The sequence below is a fragment of the Kribbella sp. NPDC005582 genome, from assembly GCF_040605415.1.
Classification (GTDB): Bacteria; Actinomycetota; Actinomycetes; order Propionibacteriales; family Kribbellaceae; genus Kribbella.
On sequence record NZ_JBEXCU010000001.1, the window covers coordinates 1,952,203 to 1,968,932 of the forward strand.

Below are 16,730 nucleotides of genomic sequence, written 5' to 3' on the forward strand. Positions count from 1 at the left end.
AAGGCCCGCGTCCCCCGAGGGGAACGCGGGCCTTCGCTTGTGGCTTGGTCAGCCGGCCGCGACCTCGAGGCGGACCGTAGCGGCCACCTCCGGGTGCAGCTGGACCGTGACCTGGTGCTTGCCGGTGGTCTTGATCGGCGACGCGATGGAGATCGCGCGCTTCTCGACCAGCGGACCGCCGGCGGCCTTGATGGCACCGGCGACGTCGGCCGGGGTCACCGAACCGAACAGGCGGCCGGTCTCGCCGGCCTTGACGCCGAGCGTGACCGAGAGCTGCTCGAGCTGGTTCTTGACCTCGCTCGCGTGCTCCTTGCCCTGGATCGCCCGGGCGTCACGCGCCCGCTTGATCGACTGGATCTGCTTCTCGGCGCCCCGCGTCCAGCCCAGGGCCAGACCGCGCGGAACCAGGAAGTTACGGCCGTAGCCGTCCTTGACCTCAACGATGTCGCCGGGGGCTCCGAGGCCCTCGACCTCCTGCTGCAGAATGAGCTTCATGTGTCGGACCTCCCTCAGCGAGCGGTGCTCGTGTAGGGCAGCAGAGCCACCTCACGAGCGTTCTTGATAGCGGTGGCCACGTCGCGCTGGTGCTGCACGCAGTTCCCGGTCACCCGGCGGGCGCGGATCTTGCCGCGGTCCGAGATGAACTTGCGCAGCAGCGCGGTGTCCTTGTAGTCGACGTACGTCGCCTTGTCCTTGCAGAAGCCGCAAACCTTCTTCTTCGGCTTCCGAATGATCTTGGCCATTGTGGTGCTCTCTTCCTACTTCCAGAGCCCGGCACGGATGCCGGAATGGTCTGTCTTACGAGTTGGAACCCCGAAGGGACCCGATCAGAACGGAGGCTCCTCCATCGAGCCGCCGCCCTGGCTGGCCCAGGGGTCGTTCTGCGGAGCGGCCTGACCGCCGCCGCCACCGCCTTGCGGGGTCGCCCAGGGGTCGTTCTGCGGGGCGCCACCCTGGCCGCCACCGCCGAAGTTCCCGCCACCCTGGCCGCCGCCACCGCCACCACCGAAGTTGCCGCCGCCCTCGCCACCGGGACCGGACCGCATAGCCTTGGTCACCTTGGCGGTGGCGCTGCGCAGGCTCGGACCGACCTCGTCGACGTCGATCTCGAAGACCGTGCGCTTCTGGCCCTCACGGTCGTCGTACGACCGCGACTTGAGCCGGCCCTGCACGATCACGCGCATTCCGCGCTGCAACGACTCGGCCACGTTCTCGGCGGCCTGGCGCCAGACGGAACAACTCAGGAACAGCGATTCGCCGTCCTTCCATTCACCGGACTGCCGGTCGTACGTCCGCGGGGTCGACGCGATCCTGAAGTTCGCGACGGCCGCACCGGACGGGGTGAACCGGAGCTCCGGATCGTCGACAAGGTTGCCGACCAGTGTGACGACGGTTTCGCCTGCCATTGCCGTTCCTCCTGCTTTCGGGTGTGGTGCGTGTCTACAGCTATTGGTACCGGCTGGTGCCGACAGTACCGATGGCTGCTGACGACCCCAGGCTCAGTGCTGGTCCGGCCGGATGACCTTGGTGCGGAGGATCGACTCGTTCAGCGTGAGCTGACGGTCGAGCTCCTTCACCACCGCGGGCTCCGCGGTCAGGTCGATGACGGCGTAGATGCCTTCGGCCTTCTTCTTGACGTCGTACGCAAGCTTGCGGCGGCCCCAGATGTCGAGCTTCTCGACGGTGCCACCCTCCTTGCGGACGATGTTCAGGTACGTGTCGATGGACGGTTCGACCGTGCGCTCGTCGAGCTCCGGGTCGAGAATCACCATGACTTCATAACGACGCATGCGCGAACTCCACCTCCTTCGGACTTGGCGGCCACGGTCTCTCCGTGGCAGGAGGGCGATGCGATTGCACTTGACCCCGGCACTTGCCGCCGATGTCAAGCAACGAGCCCGGTCGATGGACCGGGCCACATCCAAAGAATACCAGCGTTCGGACAGCCGATTGACCATATCCACAGGGCAACTCAGGCGGGCGTCCTCACTACCGGTTGGTCAGTCGTCACTCTCCGGACCCACGACCAGCAGGTCGATATGGATCCCCAAGGTGCGCCCGTCCGCGTCCACCGTGCGCACCACCGGATACGCGCCATCACCCCAGCCGGAGTGGGCGAGGACGAGATTCTCACCCTCCGTGGCGAGCGGGAGCACGATGTTCGCGCAGCCCTCCCGGAGGTGGTCGGGCGAGTCCATCAGCGCGAACCAGCTGTCGTCGCTGTCGTTCTCGAAGAGGTCCTCGTACCAGTCGCCTGGCGGCATCTTGGTCCGGACCGCCTCGGCGTCCGCGAAGGCGACGGTGCCCGCGTCGACCGGCACCAGCCAGAACTCGTCCTCGTCGAGCTCCTCACCGTCGCTGGTCGCGGCCTCGACCTTCGCGACCTCGCCCTCGGCCAGCCGCAGCGAGAGGTAGGCCTCCCGCAGATGGCTTCCGTCCTGGGCGTCCGACACGTCGGCCACCGTCACGAACGCCGGATAATCCCCCGGCGGTACGTCGACCACCGGGCCCTCGCCCAGCGTTACGAACGGGTCCGACGCCTCGAGCCGGCCGCTCGGGACCCGCAGGACGCCCAGTTCATGGACGGTCAGGGACCAGGTACGGCCGTCGACCTCGACGGGACCGGGGCGCAGGGCACGGAACAGGCTCGGGGTGATCACCCAGCCAGCGTAGGCCCGGCCGGTCGAGAACTGTCGGACGACGGATCTAGGGTGGGGTCATGAGCTTGAAGCTGGGTGCGCATGTGGACCAGGAGGACCCGCTGGCCGAGGCGGCCGACCGGGGCGCCGACCTGGTGCAGTTCTTCCTGGGCAATCCGCAGGACTACAAGGCCCCGAAGGTGGCGTACGCCGACGGCGAGGAGGCGCTGCGCGAGCGAGCCGCCGCGGCCGGCGTCGATCTGTACGTGCATGCGCCGTACCGGTTGAACGTGGCGAACACGAACAACCGGATCCGGATCCCCAGCCGCAAGCTGCTCCAGCAGACGCTCGACAAGGCGGCCGAGATCGACGTCAAGGGCGTCATCGTGCACGGCGGCCACGTCGGGGACGACGACGATCCCGAGGCGGGGTTCGACAACTGGCGCAAGTGCATCGAGCGCGCCGAGCTGCCGGTCCCGCTGCTGATCGAGAACACCGCCGGCGGTGAGAACGCGATGGCCCGCCAGCTGGAGCGGATCGAGCGGCTGTGGGAGGCCGTCCAGGCGTCTGGGAACGACCGCCTGGAGAACGTCGGCTTCTGTCTCGACACCTGTCACTTCCACGCGGCCGGCGAGGAGCTGCCGTCGATCGTCGAGAAGGTGCTCGCGATCACCGGCCGGATCGACCTCGTGCATGCGAACGGTTCCCGCGACGAGTTCGGCTCCGGCGCCGACCGGCATGCGAACTTCGAGGACGGTCACATCGATCCGGCGCACATCGTCGCGGTCGTCAAAGCCGCCGGTGCGCCGGTCGTGGTCGAGACACCGAATGCCGATCACGGTCAGAAGACCGATATCGACTACCTGCGCTCACACCTGAGTTAGTCCTTCTCCTCGGCAGCCTTGTCGTCCGCGGCCTTCCGGGCGGCGAGGTGGTAGAGCCAGTAGCCGATACCGAAGGGCAGCAGCAGTCCGAGCGTGCTGGTGGTGCGCGGCGGGATCAGTACGCCGATCAGCACCGCCACCACGACCAGCACCGTCGAGACCTGGAACAGATCCAGCCGGCCGTACGGTCGTGCCTGCAGCGTGGTGCGCTCCAGGGCGCAGAGGGCGTAGATGCCCGCGAGCGCGAGCAGGCACAGCGTCAGGGCCGCCAGGCCGAGCACCGTGGGTACGTCGAAGCCGTCCATCGCGCTCAGGCTGTTGGTGTACTGGAACACGCCGATCAGGACGGTGACCGCCGTACAGATCCAGAACAGGCTGTTCGGGCGCTGCGGAGCCGGAGGGGCCTGCTCGGCGTCGGGCTCGGGATCTGCTGGGGCCATGGCGGCGACGGTAGCGCACCGAAGGACAATGGACGGATGCAGACCGAGGAATCCTGGGCCGAGCAGTTTCCCGAGCTCTTCGCACCCGGCCATTGGCCCTGGGGTGAGCTCGACGTCCGGTTCACCCTCGAGGAGCCGGCCGACGAGCTGATCAGCAACGTCCATGTGATCTGCCGGACCGCGGGCGGGATTGTTGTCTGCGGCAACGACCTTGGCTGGCGGTTCCTGCCGGGTGGGACGCGGGAGCCTGGCGAGACGATCGACCAGCTCGTCGAGCGCGAGTTGCTCGAAGAGGCCGGTGCGCGGGTGACCGGTCCGCTGACCTGGGTCGGCGCGCACCGCGCCGACCACCGCCGGCCCGGGCCGTACCGGCCGCATCTGCCGCACCCGGTGTCGTACTGGGGCAACGTCGTCGCGGACGTCGTCATCGAGCAGGAGCCGACGAACCCCGAGGACGGCGAGCAGGTTACTCAGGTGCTGGTCCTGCCACCGAGCGAGGCGGCTGCCTGGCTGGAGGAGCAGCCGGACGGCGTGATGGGCCCGATCGTCAGACTGGCTCTGGCAATGGGGCTGATTTAGCCGACCGCCACGGGAGGACGAACGCACTGAGCAGCGCGCACGCCCCGCCGACGTACATCGTGCCTCGGAGGCCGATGACCGCGGTCAGCGCGGCGCCGAGAGCCATGAAGGCGGGCTGGACACTGCGCGAGGTGATCGACCACGAGGTCACCACGCGCGCCATGTAGCGGTCCTCGGTCACCTCCATTCGGTACGTCGCGAACGACGGATTGAACGCGCCGGCCGCGACAAGGAGAGCGGTCTCTGCCACCAGCAGCCAGAAGAAGCCGGCCATCCCCGCGGGTGCGAGTGGCAGCAGCAGCGTCCACGGGGCCCGCAGTACGCCGGACCACAGCAGCACCCGATGGAGACCGAAGCGCCGAGTGAGCGCGGGCGCGACCCAGGCGCCGAGCACGCCCCCGAGACACGAGACGCCCAGGAAGACGCCGTAGCTCCACGGCGCCAGGTGCAGATCCCGCAGCATGAACACGGTCAGCAGCGGCGAGATCATCATCAGCGGTCCGCCGAAGAGCTGCGAGTTCCAGAACAGCACTGCCAGTCCGCGGTTGGCGAAGATGTACCGCCAACCGGCGCCGAGGTCACGCTTGCCGGTGTGCTCGACCGGCGCGGGTTCGGGCTGCTGAATCCGCCGGATGCCCAGCGCGGACAGGAGGAACGACACCGCGTCCACGGCCAGGGTTACGGTCGCCCCGACCAGACTGACCAGTCCGCCGCCGATGGCCGGCCCGACACTCATGGTCAGCCAGAAGACCTGCTCGAACTTGCTGTTCGCCTCGGCGCGTCCCTCAGGCCCGACCAGCGCCTTCAGATGAGCGCCGCTCGCGCTGGTGAACGCGATCAGTGCGGCCGACTGCAGCACGCCGACCACGCAAAGCTGCACATAACTCAGGACACCGAACAACGCAGCGATCGGAACGCTGGCCAGCGCAGCGAACCGGACCAGGTCCGCGGCGATCATCACCGGCCGCTTCGGCCGTCGCTCAATCACGTCTCCCAGTGGCAGCGCGAACACCGCAGCAGCAAGCGCCGACACCGCAGCGAGGATCGACACCTGCGCCGTACTGACGTCAAGCACCAGTACGGCGATCAGCGGCAAGGCCCCGAAGCCGATTCCCGACCCCAACGCACTTGCCGTGTACGCGAACCACAACCGTTGGAAGTCCCGACCCAAAGCCATCCGGCGATCGTAGGAGGGCCCACCGACAGAAACCGCCCGACCGTCAGCGCAGGTTCAGCCCACCGTCGAGCACGACCACCTCGCCGGTGATGTAGTCGTTGTGGACGAGTGCCGAGACCAGGTCGGCAACATCCGCCGGCTGGGCGGCGCGACGCATCGGACTGCTGGTTTTCCACAGCTCCTGGGCGTCGGTCCAGTCGGCGGTCATCGGTGTATCCACAAGTCCCGGCGCGACAGCGTTCACTCGCACATCAGGTCCGAGGGCGGCCGCGAGCAATTTCGTCACGTGATTGAGTGCGGCTTTGCTGGCGGCGTACGCGATCGAACTGCCCTTCGGTCGCACGCCCGCGTGGCTGGTCACGTTCACCACGCAGCCGGTCGATTCGCGCAGCGCGGGCAAGGCCGCCGTACACAGCAGCCATGGTGCGATCAGGTTGACGTCGAGGATCGACCGCCAGTCCGCCGCCGTCAATCCGGCCAGCTCGGCATGCGGCACCGGCCAACTGATCCCCGCGTTGTTCACCAGTACGTCGAGCCGCCCGTGCTCGGCGAGCACCGACGGCACCAACCCCTGAGCCGCCTCGTCATCCGCAAGGTCGGCCTGGTGGTACGACCCACCCAACTCCGCCGCCAGCGCGACGCCGCCGTCTCGACTCACCCGCGAGTGCACCGCGACCGTGAACCCGTCCGCCGCCAGCCGCCGAGCCACCCCGGCTCCGATCCCCGACACCGACCCGGTCACCAACGCCACCTTCGCCATGCCCACACCCTAGAAACTTGCTAGGCGCCGTACCGCAGGCCGTCCAGCAATAGGTCGAGGAGGCGGCCGGCCTGGTCGCGGCGGTCGCCCGCAGCGAGGGCGACGCCGCTGAGGCTCATCAGTACGTCGTCCGCGGAGACGTCCGAGCGGAGGTCGCCGGAGGCGATGCCGGCCGCGAGGAGGGGTTCGATCGCGCCGACGAGGAGCTCGAGACTGTGGTCGTAAGGGTTGGCACCGGCCGCGATGATCGCGCGGAGGGCGTCGGCCATCCCCATCTTGGTGTGGAGGTAGTCGGCGAAACGGTCCATCCAGGCGCGCAGCGCTTCGGCGGGCGGGAGCCTGTCGAGCAGCTCGGGCGCCGCCTCGCAGACGGTCGCCAGCTCCTTGCGGTACGCCGCCTCGATCAGCGCCTCGCGCGTCGGGAAGTGCCGGTAGAGCGTGCCGATGCCGACGCCGGCGTCCTTCGCGATGCCCTCGAGCGTCGCTTCCAGCCCGCATTTCGCGAACGCGCGGGCGGCCGCGGCCAGCACCTGGTCGCGGTTGCGTTGCGCGTCGGCCCGCAGCGGCCGTGCCTTCGGCTCGGTCATCTCCCCCTCCTCACGCCCTGAACCTAGCGGACTTGATATCCGGAGGTGCCTCCGCTTAACTGGATTTAACCGGAGGCTCCTCCGGATCAACAGTAGCTCGTAGAACGGGACGAACCCTGATGAGCAGAGTCACCACTCCCTTCGGATATGAGTCCACCGCCGCCGAGGTGATCGCGGGCGTCGACCTGACCGGTCGCCGTGCGGTCGTCACCGGTGGCGCCTCCGGGATCGGCGTCGAGACCGTCCGGGCGCTGGCCAAGGCCGGCGCCGAGGTCACGCTGACCGCCCGCGACCAGGTCGTCGGCGAGCGGGTCGCCGCCGGCATCATGGACGACACCGGCAACAGCCACGTGTACGTCGCTCCGCTCGAGCTGGCCGACCGCGCCTCGGTGCGGGCGTTCGCGGCGAGCTGGACCGGGCCGCTGCACATCCTGGTCAACAACGCCGGCGTGATGGCCGAGCCGCTGAATCGCACCCCCGAGGGCTGGGAGCACCAGTTCGCCACCAACCACCTCGGCCACTTCGGTCTCGCACTCGGCCTGTACGACGCCCTGGCCGCGGCCGGCGACGCCCGGATCGTCTCGGTCAGTTCGAGTGCACACCAGATGTCCGACGTGGTCTTCGACGACGTCCACTTCGAGAACCGCCCGTACGACGAGTGGGCGGCGTACGGGCAGTCGAAGACGGCGAACATCCTGTTCGCGGTCGAGGCGGCGAAGCGCTGGGCGAGTGCCGGCATCACCGCCAACGCCCTGATGCCGGGCGGAATCAGGACCGCGCTGCAGCGCCACGTCGACGCCGGAACCGTTGCGCAGTGGGAGGACCAGTACCGCTGGAAGACGCCCGAGCAGGGCGCGGCGACCTCGGTCCTGCTGGCCGCCTCTCCGCTGGTGCAGGGGGTCTCCGGCCGGTACTTCGAGGACAGCAACGAGGCCGAGCTCGCGGTCGAGGGCAATCCGATGGCGGGAGTCGCGCCGTACGCGCTGGATCCGGAGTCCGCCACTCGGTTGTGGGAGCTGTCCGAGCAACTGGTTTGATCACGGGACCGGCTCGGCTGGGGTTCCTCAGGTTGGGCCGGTAACCTGACCGACCGTGAGTGACTTGAGCATCCGGATCATCTCGGCCGACGAACACGCCGCCTTCATCGCGGCGCGTCCGTCGGCCAGCTTCCTGCAGACGCCTGGGTGGGCGGCGGTGAAGAGCGAGTGGAAGGCAGAGTCACTCGGCTGGTACGAGCCGGGCAATCCGGCCGAGCTGGTCGGCGTCGGTCTGGTGCTGTACCGGCAGATGCCGAAGGTGAAGCGGTATCTGGCGTACCTGCCCGAGGGTCCGGTGATCGACTGGGACGCGATCGACCTCGGCCGCTACCTGCGGCCGCTGGCCGAACACGCGGCCGGCCAGGGTGCGTTCGGCATCCGGATGGGCCCGCCGGTTCCGACCCGGCGCTGGACCGCCAAGACCATCAAGGACGCGATCGCCGCCGGTCAGCAGCCGCGGCTTCGCGACGTTCGCCCCGATGTGATCGAGCCGTCCGGCGCGACCGTCACCAACCAGCTGACCGCGCTGGGCTGGAAGGCCCCGCGGACCGGCGAGGGTTTCGCGGCCGGGCAGCCGCAGTTCGTGTTCCAGGTCCCGCTCGCCGGCTACGGCCCGGACGACCTGCTGAAGAACATGAACCAGCTCTGGCGGCGCAACATCAAGAAGGCCGACAAGATGGGCGTCGAGGTCTCCCAAGGCGGCCCCGAGGACCTGAAGGCCTTCCACCAGCTGTACGTCGAGACGGCCGAGCGGGACCACTTCACGCCGCGGCCGCTGCCGTACTTCGAGAAGATGTACGCCGCGATGGACAACCAGCCCGGCGAGTGCTGCGACTTCCGGCTCTACAACGCCCATCACGAGGGCGATCTGGTCGCGTCGACGATCTGGATCCGGGTCGGCGGTCATTCGTGGTACTCCTACGGAGCCAGCTCGACCGCCAAGCGGGACGTGCGCGGATCGAACGCGATCCAGTGGCGCATGATGTCGGACGCACTCGCCGAGGGTGCGACCGTGTACGACCTACGGGGCATCACCGACACCTTGGACCCGAACGACCCGCACGTCGGGTTGATCCAGTTCAAGGTCGGCACCGGCGGCGAGGCCGTCGAGTACGTCGGTGAGTGGGATCTGCCGTTGAACAAGGCGCTCTACACCGCATTCGACCTCTACATGAGACGGCGTTGACACCATGCCCCTGACCCTGCACGTCGATTCCGATCGATGGCGCGACCACCTTCGTTCCACGTGGAACCCCGACATCGTCCCGGTCGCCAAGGGCAACGGCTACGGCTTCGGCAACCACCGCCTGATCGCCGAGTCGCGCGCCCTCGGCGCCCGCACGGTCGCCGTCGGCACGTACTTCGAGGTGCCCGCGGACCCGCGTGAGGATGTCGTCGTCCTGACGCCGTGGCGGCCGTTCCTGGAAATGTCGCCGAGCAAGAACGTGATCCACACGGTCAGCCGGCTGGCCGATCTGGTCTCGATCCCGGCCGGCAGCCGGGTGCTGATCGAGGTCCAGACGTCGATGCGCCGGCACGGGATCGGCGCCCGCGAACTGCGGCACACGATGCTGCTGAACGCTCTGGACCGGATCCGCTTCGAGGGCTGGTCGCTGCACTTCCCGATGGGCGCCGGCGGTACGTCAGGCAACGTCCGCGAGGCGGCCAACCTGGCCAAGGCGGCGACCGACGTACGGCGTGGGCCGCTGTGGGTCTCGCATGTCCCGGCACAGAAGCTCGGTGACATCGGCGAGGATGTCAAGCTCCGCATGGGTACGGCGCTCTGGCTCGGCGACCGCGGTGCGCTGACGGTCCGCGCGACTGTGCTCGACGTGCACTCGGTCCGCCGCGGTGAGCGAGTCGGCTACCGCCAGCGCCGGGTCAGCGGCGACGGCCACATCCTAGTCGTCTCGGGCGGCACCGCACACGGCGTCGGCCTCGAGGCTCCGACGGCAGCGGCCACGGTTCGCCAACGCGCGATCGCGATGGCCAAGGGCAGCCTGGACGCCGCCGGCATGGCGCTCTCGCCGTTCACGATCGAAGGCAAGCAGCGCTGGTTCGCCGAGCCGCCGCACATGCAGGCCAGCATGCTGTTCCTGCCGTCGTCGGTCGCCCCGCCCGCGGTGGGCGACACCATCGGCGTCGACGTCCGCTTCACCACCACGTCGTTCGACCGGGTGTCGATGGACTGATCGCTTGACTTCAGGTGCACCTGAAGTTGCAGCGTGAGGTCATGAGCTTTCTGGAACGGATCGAGGAGCGGCCCGGAGCTGCGGAGCTTCGGGCCGAGTCGTACCGGCTGCTGGGTCTGCGCCGCGGTGCGAGCGTGGTCGACGTCGGCTGCGGCGCCGGGCACGCCGCCGGGGAACTGGCCGCCAAGCGGCTCAAGGTCACCGGCTTGGACGTCGCCCCGGAGGCGATCGACGCGGCCCGGACTCGGGTCCCAGGCGCAATGTTTCACGTGGCACGCTCCGACGACCTGCCGCTCGCGGACGAGTCGATGGACGGCTATCGCGCGCTGCGGCTCTTCCATCTGCTCGACGACCCGGTTCCGACGATCGCCGAGGCCTATCGGGTTCTGCGCCCCGGCGGCCGAATCGTGGTCGGCGGCCAGGACTACGGCTTCCTGCTGATCGACAGCTCCGACCAGGATCTGACCGACGTCATCCTGCTCGGCCTCGAGTCGCGCTCGGCCGCGCCGCGTGCCGTCCGCAACCTCCGCGACCTTCTGCTCGACGCCGGCTTCCAGGAGGCCGAGGTCGTCGTCCACAACGATGTCGTCACCGACCATGCCGAGCTGGCTCCGCAACTCGCCGCGGCCGCGACCGCCGCTGTCGACAAAGCGCTGATCACGCGGGACGACGCCGACGGCTGGTTGGCCGAGCAAGAGGCACGCGGTCGCGGAAACCGCTTCCTGGCGGTGCTTCCGAGCCTGCTGATCGGCGCGCGGCGCTAGCACGGTTACCTGCGGATTCAGCGATCAAGACCCCAGTGCACAATGGATGCCGTGCGTATCCACAGAAGGCTCGCGGCGCGCTTCGGTCTGCGCCGGAGCCGAATGGTGCTGTGGGCAAAGTATTCGGCCTCCTCGGCGATCTCCACCGCGGTGAGTCAGATCGCCTTCGCGTTGTGTTACTGGTTCGGCGCGAACCCCTTGCTGGCCACGGTGATCGCCTGGATCGCCGGCGGCATCCCGAACTACCTGCTCAGCCGTCGCTGGGCCTGGGGACGCCGCGGCCAGATGTTGCCCTACGCAATCATCGTCGTCGGTAACGCTGCTGTCGCAGCGGTCGTGACCAGCCTGACCGACAAAGCCGCACAGGCTTGGATCGGCTCGTTGTTCTGGCAGACCATGCTGGTCAGCAGTTCCTACTTCTTCACCTTCGCCGCGCTGTTCGTGGTGAAGTTCTGGCTCTTCGACAACTGGGTGTTCGCCACCCCGGCCACCGAACTCCAGGTCCGGGCAAGGCCCTCGTCGAGCGAAACGGTCGGCGCGTAGCCGAGGTCATTGGCGATATCCACGACCGCTGCCGAGGCCTCTCCAGCCGGCTCTTCGACGTGCTCGACCGGTAGCGGCTTGCCGGTGATCGCCCGGACCGCCTCGACCAACTCGAGCGCGGACAGCGAGTGGCCGGAGCCGATGATCGCGCGGCCGTTGTAGCCGGTCTCCAGCGCCAGCAGTACGGCGTTCACCACGTCGTCGACGTACACGAGGTCCCGGCGCTGAGAGCCGTCGCCGTGCACCTGCACCCCGGTCCCGGCGAGCGCGGCACGCATCAGTCGCGGAACGAAGCCGTCCTGGTGCGACATGCCCGGGCCGTAGACGTTCGTGAACCGCAGTGCGGCGGTCGCCAGCCCGTAGCTACCCGAGTACGCCGACAACAGCATCTCGCCGGCCGCCTTCGTCGCGCCGTACGGCGTGAGTGGGCTCAGCGGCAGATCCGCGGTGATCGTCGCCGTACCGACGTCGCCGACGACCGCGTTGGTAGAGGCGAGCACGAACCGGTCGACACCGCTGCCCCGGGAGAGCTCGAGCAGGACCTGGGTGATGGTGACATTCTGCGCGAAGGTGGCCATCGGCGCTTCCACCGAGCGCTGCACCGAGGTCAGCGCGGCCAGGTGGACCACTGCGGTCGGCCGGGTCTCGAAGGCGCCGATACAGACCTCCTGGTCGGCCAGGTCGCCGGTCACCACCGTCACGCCGTCGTCCCACGTCGGGTCCGGCGGCTCCCGATCCACCGCGGTCACCGGTACGTCGCGCTCCCGCAGCGCGCGAACCACCGCCCGCCCGATGAAACCTGCCGCACCCGTGACCAGCACCCGTTCCGCCATGGCGATCAACCTACGCCGAGTGAGCAGTCGGGTGAGCAACCGAGGCCCAGCCGGAAGCGGTCTGCGACGAGGCCTTGACCAAGAGTCAGGAAGATGGGGAAGATCACCCCGGACGCGGGCTGACAACCTTGTCATCGGGGCCGCGTAAACCCTCCGGCACGGCGGCTCGGGCCGTCGCGTCGGCCGGCCGTGCAAGGAGCGTTGATGAAACTCCGCCGCCCACTAGGGGTCGTCGCGTCGCTCGGGCTAGTTGTGGCAATGTCACCCGTTATGACGTCAGCTCATGCCGTCCCTCCGAACACCTCGGCCAGCCACGACGAGCCAGTGGTGGGCGGGGCCTCGTTCTTCACCTCGTTCGAGTCCGGGCAGCCGCAGCCCGGCTACACCGACACCGTCGAGACCGGCCCGGACGGGACGCCCCGCGCGGGCGGCGTCCAGGGGCCGACGCCGACCGGGGTCGGCGGCAGCGAGATGGACAAGGTCACCACGATCACCGCCAGCGGTGAGAACACCGGCGGCGGCGAGATCGCCTCGAACGCCGCCGACGGCGACAAGTTCACCAAGTGGCTGGTCTTCGCCAAGACCGGCTGGCTGAACTACGAGACGTCGGCCCCGGTCGTGATCCGCAAGTACGCGCTGACCTCGGCCAACGACGCCGACGGCCGCGACCCGCAGAACTGGACCGTGCAGGGCTCGAACAACGGCACCGACTGGACCGTGCTCGACACGCAGACCGGTCAGAGCTTCGAGAACCGGTTCCAGACCAAGGAATACAGCTTCACGAACGAGACGGCGTACAAGTTCTTCCGGCTCGACATCACGCTGAACCACGGCGAGGACATCGTCCAGCTCGCCGACTGGTACCTGTCGAACGGCGCTCCGCTGCCGCCACCGGGGCCGGTCGCCGAGTCGCGGCTGGACTCGGGCCCGACGAGTGCCTACAACGCCCGCGCCCGGGTCGGTTTCACCGGCGTGAAGTCGTTCCGGTACGCCGGGCACCAGACCGCCGAGGGCCGTGGCTACACCTGGAACAAGATCTCGGACGTCGACCTGAAGATCGGCCGGGACACCCGGCTGTCGTACAAGATCTTCCCCGAGCACATCGAGGGCGACCTCAGCTATCCCAGCACGTACGCCGCGATCGACCTGGCGTTCTCCGACGGGACCTACCTGAGTGATCTGCGGGCCAAGGACCACCACGGCTTCGAGCTCAGCCCACGCGGCCAGGGCGACGCCAAGGGCCTGTCCACGAACCAGTGGAACAACGTCGAGGCCGAGCTCGGCCGGGTCGCCGCCGGCAAGACCATCAAGCGGATCCTGGTCGGCTACGACAAGCCGACCGGACCGGCCGACTTCCGCGGCTGGGTGGACGACATCCGGATCGCCGCCGCCGTCAACCCGGACGCAGCGGCCGCGCGCACGGCCGCCAAGCACCCGTCCGACCTGGCCCTGACCACCCGCGGCACGAACGCCACCGGCGGGTTCTCGCGCGGCAACAACTTCCCGGCGACCGCCGTACCGCACGGGTTCAACTTCTGGACCCCGGTGACGAACGCCGGCTCCCGCTCCTGGCTGTACGACTACGCCAAGGGCAACAACGCCGACAACAAGCCGTCGATCCAGGCACTCTCGATCAGTCACGAGCCGAGCCCGTGGATGGGTGACCGGCAGACCTTCCAGGTGATGCCGTCGACCGCTGACACGCCGACCGCGAACCGAGCGGCCCGCGCGTGGACGTTCAGCCATGACAACGAGGTCGCCCGGCCGTACTACTACGGTGTCGAGTTCGACAACGGGAACGCGGCGGAGATCGCGCCGACCGATCACGCGGCGATGTTGCGGTTCAGCTTCCCCAAGGGCGGCGCGTCGCTGGTCTTCGACAACGTGACCAACGAGGGCGGCCTGACGCTGGACCCGGAGACCGGCGTGGTGACCGGCTTCAGCGACGTGAAGAGCGGTCTGTCCACCGGCGCCGGCCGGCTGTTCGTGTACGGCGTCGTCGACCAGAAGGTCGTTGCCTCCGGCAAGCTGTCGAACGGCGGCGGCGCGAATGTCGGCGGCTACTTCGGCTTCGACCCGAAGGTCACCCAGGTGCAGCTGCGGCTGGCGACCTCGCTGATCGGCACCGAGCAAGCACGCAAGAACCTCGAGCAGGAGCTGCCGGCGGGCTCGAAGTTCGGCAAGGTGAAGGACGCGGCCCAGGCCCTGTGGGACGCCAAGCTGCGCACGATCGAGGTCGAAGGCGCCACCGCGGACCAGTTGACCACGCTCTACTCGAACCTGTACCGCCTGTTCCTCTACCCGAACAACGGCTCGGAGAACACCGGCACCAAGTCCAAGCCGGTGATCAGCTACGCCTCGCCGACCTCACCGAAGGTCGGTGCGGACACTCCGACCACAACCGGCTCCAAGATCGTCGCCGGTCAGACCTATGTGAACAACGGCTTCTGGGACACCTACCGGACCGTGTGGCCGGCGTACTCGCTGTTCGCGCAGGACGAGGCGGCCGACCTGGTGAACGGCTTCGTCCAGCAGTACAAGGACGGCGGCTGGATCTCCCGCTGGTCCTCGCCCGGCTACGCCAACCTGATGGTCGGTACGTCGTCCGACGTGGCCTTCGCCGATGCCTACCTGAAGGGGATCAAGGGCATCGACGTCCAGGCCATGTACGACGCCGCGGTGAAGAACGCGACCGTCGTACCGCCGACGGAGAACGTCGGCCGGAAGGGGATGGACCGCTCGACCTTCAACGGCTACACGGCCAACACCACCGGTGAGGGCTACAGCTGGTCGATGGACGGCTACATCAACGACTTCGGCATCGCGAACCTGTCGAAGGCGCTCTACGACAAGGCCAAGAAGGGCGATCCGCGCAAGCAGGAGTACCTCGACAACTACAAGTACTTCCTGAACCGCGCCCGCAACTACGTCACGCTCTTCGACCCCACCCTGGGCTTCTTCCAGGGCAAGGGACCGGACGGCGTCTGGGGCACGTCACCGGCGCAGTTCGACCCGCGCGACTGGGGTCACGACTACACCGAGACCAACGCCTGGAACATGGCCTTCTCCGCTCCGCAGGACGGCGCCGGCATCGCCGCGCTGTACGGCGGCCGCGACGGGCTGGCCAAGAAGCTCGATGAGTTCTTCTCGACGCCCGAGGACGCGCTGCACACCGGCGGGTACGGCGGCACGATCCACGAGATGCTCGAGGCGCGCGACGTCCGGATGGGGCAGTACGGGCACAGCAACCAGCCGTCGCACCACATCACCTACATGTACGACTTCGCAGGTCAGCCGTGGAAGACGCAGGCGCTGGTCCGCGAGGCCCTGTCGCGGCTCTACCTGGGTTCGGAGATCGGCCAGGGCTACCCGGGTGACGAGGACAACGGTGAGATGTCCGCGTGGTACCTGTTCAGCTCGCTCGGCTTCTACCCGCTGCAGGTCGGATCGCCGACGTACGCGATCGGGTCGCCGCTCTTCAAGAAGGCGACCGTCCGGCTGCCGGGCGGCAAGAAGCTGGTGGTGAGCGCGCCGAACAACAGCGCGAAGAACGTCTACGTGAAGAGCGTCCGGATCAACGGCAAGAAGTGGACGTCGACCAACCTCCCGCACGATCTGATCGCGAGCGGCGGCAAGATCGAGTTCGAGATGACCGACAAGCCTTCGAGCTGGGGAACCGGGCGCAACGACGCCCCGCCGTCGATCACCACCCCCGGCGAGGACCCGAGCACCTGGCGGGACTCCACCTCCGACGAGGGTGCCGTGGTCACCGGCTCGGCCGATATCGCTGCGCTGACCGACAACGATGCGAAGACCCAGGTCACGCTCACCGGCGACAAGCCCACGGTGACGGTCGCCCTCCAGCAGGGCCGGCCGGTCGGCATGTACACGCTGACCAGCGGCGCAACCGGTACGGCGCCGTCCGGCTGGGTGCTCGAAGGGTCGGACGACGGGACCACCTGGTCGACGGTCGACAAGCGGTCCGGCGTGACGTGGCCGTGGACGTCGTACACGCGGTCCTTCAGCGTCGCGTCGCCGAGGGCGTACACGCAGTACCGGCTGGTGCTCACGCCTGCAGGCGCCGACGGAGTCACGCTGGCCGAGTTCGAGCTGCTCGGCACGCTGAAGGGCATCGAGACCGGCACGCACCCGAGCGACCGCCGGATCGCCGAGAGCCGGCCCACCCCGACCCCGTCGCAGTCGATCGACCGCAACTACGGCTAGGACAAGAAAACCCGGCGGAGCCTGCCCCTGAGAGGTTCCGCCGGAAATTGAGGAGGGGTGGCGGTCCCCGC

17 protein-coding genes and 1 pseudogene are annotated in these 16,730 nt (G+C 68.4%); 8 read left to right on the forward strand and 10 right to left on the reverse strand.

Annotated elements, in window-relative coordinates; all coding sequences use genetic code 11:
• Positions 1-48: 48 nt before the first annotated feature.
• The 5 genes from rplI to ABZS29_RS09705 all read right to left on the reverse strand — a co-directional run bounded on the left by rplI (position 49) and on the right by ABZS29_RS09705 (position 2,660).
• Positions 49-495: a 50S ribosomal protein L9 gene (gene rplI / locus ABZS29_RS09685; protein WP_355460202.1), complete on the reverse strand. Its 447-nt coding sequence runs from the start codon at positions 493-495 to the stop codon at positions 49-51.
• A 14-nt stretch (positions 496-509) separates the two neighbouring features.
• The gene (gene rpsR, locus ABZS29_RS09690; RefSeq protein ID WP_012924539.1) at positions 510-743 is read right to left on the reverse strand and encodes a 30S ribosomal protein S18; all 234 of its coding nucleotides are present in this window, start codon (positions 741-743) and stop codon (positions 510-512) included.
• Positions 744-827: 84 nt separating this feature from the next.
• The gene (locus tag ABZS29_RS09695) at positions 828-1,406 is read right to left on the reverse strand and encodes a single-stranded DNA-binding protein (protein ID WP_355460205.1); all 579 of its coding nucleotides are present in this window, start codon (positions 1,404-1,406) and stop codon (positions 828-830) included.
• A 93-nt stretch (positions 1,407-1,499) separates the two neighbouring features.
• The gene (gene rpsF, locus ABZS29_RS09700) at positions 1,500-1,790 is read right to left on the reverse strand and encodes a 30S ribosomal protein S6 (RefSeq protein ID WP_132416259.1); all 291 of its coding nucleotides are present in this window, start codon (positions 1,788-1,790) and stop codon (positions 1,500-1,502) included.
• A 210-nt stretch (positions 1,791-2,000) separates the two neighbouring features.
• Entirely contained in the window at positions 2,001-2,660 is a 660-nt protein-coding gene (locus tag ABZS29_RS09705; protein ID WP_355460207.1) for a DUF4241 domain-containing protein, read from the reverse strand.
• A gap of 59 nt (positions 2,661-2,719) precedes the next feature.
• Here ABZS29_RS09705 and ABZS29_RS09710 point away from each other — a divergent pair, with 59 nt between their 5' ends.
• Positions 2,720-3,523 (forward strand): deoxyribonuclease IV, encoded by an 804-nt coding sequence (locus ABZS29_RS09710; protein ID WP_355460209.1) that lies wholly within the window; start codon positions 2,720-2,722, stop codon positions 3,521-3,523.
• Here the strand turns inward: ABZS29_RS09710 and ABZS29_RS09715 are convergent.
• Positions 3,520-3,963: a hypothetical protein gene (locus ABZS29_RS09715; RefSeq protein ID WP_355460211.1), complete on the reverse strand. Its 444-nt coding sequence runs from the start codon at positions 3,961-3,963 to the stop codon at positions 3,520-3,522. The two genes, ABZS29_RS09710 and ABZS29_RS09715, sit on opposite strands and share 4 nt — an antisense overlap.
• A 36-nt stretch (positions 3,964-3,999) precedes the next feature.
• Here ABZS29_RS09715 and ABZS29_RS09720 point away from each other — a divergent pair, with 36 nt between their 5' ends.
• Positions 4,000-4,542, forward strand: a complete 543-nt coding sequence (locus ABZS29_RS09720) for an NUDIX domain-containing protein (RefSeq protein WP_355460213.1) — start codon at positions 4,000-4,002, stop codon at positions 4,540-4,542.
• On the opposite strand, the gene ABZS29_RS09725 is transcribed toward ABZS29_RS09720, so the two are convergent.
• The 3 genes from ABZS29_RS09725 to ABZS29_RS09735 are packed head-to-tail and all read right to left on the reverse strand — an operon-like array spanning position 4,511 to position 7,066.
• Positions 4,511-5,719, reverse strand: coding sequence for an MFS transporter (locus tag ABZS29_RS09725; protein WP_355460215.1), 1,209 nt, complete (start codon positions 5,717-5,719; stop codon positions 4,511-4,513). The genes ABZS29_RS09720 and ABZS29_RS09725 overlap by 32 nt on opposite strands.
• A 43-nt stretch (positions 5,720-5,762) precedes the next feature.
• Complete coding sequence (locus tag ABZS29_RS09730; RefSeq protein ID WP_355460217.1) at positions 5,763-6,479, reverse strand: SDR family oxidoreductase; 717 nt, start codon at positions 6,477-6,479, stop codon at positions 5,763-5,765.
• A gap of 20 nt (positions 6,480-6,499) precedes the next feature.
• Positions 6,500-7,066, reverse strand: a complete 567-nt coding sequence (locus tag ABZS29_RS09735) for a TetR/AcrR family transcriptional regulator (RefSeq protein WP_355460218.1) — start codon at positions 7,064-7,066, stop codon at positions 6,500-6,502.
• A gap of 119 nt (positions 7,067-7,185) precedes the next feature.
• On the opposite strand from ABZS29_RS09735, the gene ABZS29_RS09740 reads away from it, so the two are divergent.
• The 5 genes and pseudogenes from ABZS29_RS09740 to ABZS29_RS09760 all read left to right on the forward strand — a co-directional run.
• A complete protein-coding gene (locus tag ABZS29_RS09740) occupies positions 7,186-8,103 on the forward strand; it encodes an SDR family NAD(P)-dependent oxidoreductase (RefSeq protein ID WP_355460220.1) in 918 nt (305 codons plus the stop codon).
• A 55-nt stretch (positions 8,104-8,158) separates the two neighbouring features.
• A complete protein-coding gene (locus tag ABZS29_RS09745; RefSeq protein ID WP_355460222.1) occupies positions 8,159-9,289 on the forward strand; it encodes a peptidoglycan bridge formation glycyltransferase FemA/FemB family protein in 1,131 nt (376 codons plus the stop codon).
• A gap of 4 nt (positions 9,290-9,293) precedes the next feature.
• A complete protein-coding gene (locus ABZS29_RS09750) occupies positions 9,294-10,295 on the forward strand; it encodes an alanine racemase (RefSeq protein WP_355460224.1) in 1,002 nt (333 codons plus the stop codon).
• Between the two features lie 41 nt (positions 10,296-10,336).
• Positions 10,337-11,059 (forward strand): methyltransferase domain-containing protein, encoded by a 723-nt coding sequence (locus ABZS29_RS09755; protein WP_355460226.1) that lies wholly within the window; start codon positions 10,337-10,339, stop codon positions 11,057-11,059.
• 102 nt (positions 11,060-11,161) lie between these two features.
• Positions 11,162-11,476 (forward strand): annotated as a pseudogene (locus ABZS29_RS09760) (GtrA family protein); the annotation flags it as partial.
• On the opposite strand, the gene ABZS29_RS09765 reads toward ABZS29_RS09760, so the two are convergent.
• Positions 11,473-12,435, reverse strand: a complete 963-nt coding sequence (locus ABZS29_RS09765; protein ID WP_355460228.1) for an NAD-dependent epimerase/dehydratase family protein — start codon at positions 12,433-12,435, stop codon at positions 11,473-11,475. The pseudogene ABZS29_RS09760 and the gene ABZS29_RS09765 sit on opposite strands and share 4 nt — an antisense overlap.
• Positions 12,436-12,705: 270 nt before the next feature.
• Between ABZS29_RS09765 and ABZS29_RS09770 the strand changes: the two genes are divergently transcribed.
• Positions 12,706-16,659, forward strand: coding sequence for a GH92 family glycosyl hydrolase (locus tag ABZS29_RS09770; protein WP_355460229.1), 3,954 nt, complete (start codon positions 12,706-12,708; stop codon positions 16,657-16,659).
• The last annotated feature ends 71 nt before the right edge of the window (positions 16,660-16,730 follow it).

What these genes read in the sequence shown, in the direction of transcription:
- ABZS29_RS09765 (WP_355460228.1), bottom strand. Translation starts at nt 12,435, where the DNA reads ATGGCGGAACGGGTGCTGGTCACGGGTGCGGCAGGTTTCATCGGGCGG.
- ABZS29_RS09695 (WP_355460205.1), bottom strand. Translation starts at nt 1,406, where the DNA reads ATGGCAGGCGAAACCGTCGTCACACTGGTCGGCAACCTTGTCGACGAT.
- ABZS29_RS09740 (WP_355460220.1), top strand. Translation starts at nt 7,186, where the DNA reads ATGAGCAGAGTCACCACTCCCTTCGGATATGAGTCCACCGCCGCCGAG.
- ABZS29_RS09735 (WP_355460218.1), bottom strand. Translation starts at nt 7,066, where the DNA reads ATGACCGAGCCGAAGGCACGGCCGCTGCGGGCCGACGCGCAACGCAAC.
- ABZS29_RS09755 (WP_355460226.1), top strand. Translation starts at nt 10,337, where the DNA reads ATGAGCTTTCTGGAACGGATCGAGGAGCGGCCCGGAGCTGCGGAGCTT.
- ABZS29_RS09720 (WP_355460213.1), top strand. Translation starts at nt 4,000, where the DNA reads ATGCAGACCGAGGAATCCTGGGCCGAGCAGTTTCCCGAGCTCTTCGCA.
- rpsF (WP_132416259.1), bottom strand. Translation starts at nt 1,790, where the DNA reads ATGCGTCGTTATGAAGTCATGGTGATTCTCGACCCGGAGCTCGACGAG.
- ABZS29_RS09770 (WP_355460229.1), top strand. Translation starts at nt 12,706, where the DNA reads ATGACGTCAGCTCATGCCGTCCCTCCGAACACCTCGGCCAGCCACGAC.
- ABZS29_RS09730 (WP_355460217.1), bottom strand. Translation starts at nt 6,479, where the DNA reads ATGGCGAAGGTGGCGTTGGTGACCGGGTCGGTGTCGGGGATCGGAGCC.
- ABZS29_RS09750 (WP_355460224.1), top strand. Translation starts at nt 9,294, where the DNA reads ATGCCCCTGACCCTGCACGTCGATTCCGATCGATGGCGCGACCACCTT.
- ABZS29_RS09725 (WP_355460215.1), bottom strand. Translation starts at nt 5,719, where the DNA reads ATGGCTTTGGGTCGGGACTTCCAACGGTTGTGGTTCGCGTACACGGCA.
- ABZS29_RS09715 (WP_355460211.1), bottom strand. Translation starts at nt 3,963, where the DNA reads ATGGCCCCAGCAGATCCCGAGCCCGACGCCGAGCAGGCCCCTCCGGCT.
- rplI (WP_355460202.1), bottom strand. Translation starts at nt 495, where the DNA reads ATGAAGCTCATTCTGCAGCAGGAGGTCGAGGGCCTCGGAGCCCCCGGC.
- rpsR (WP_012924539.1), bottom strand. Translation starts at nt 743, where the DNA reads ATGGCCAAGATCATTCGGAAGCCGAAGAAGAAGGTTTGCGGCTTCTGC.
- ABZS29_RS09710 (WP_355460209.1), top strand. Translation starts at nt 2,720, where the DNA reads ATGAGCTTGAAGCTGGGTGCGCATGTGGACCAGGAGGACCCGCTGGCC.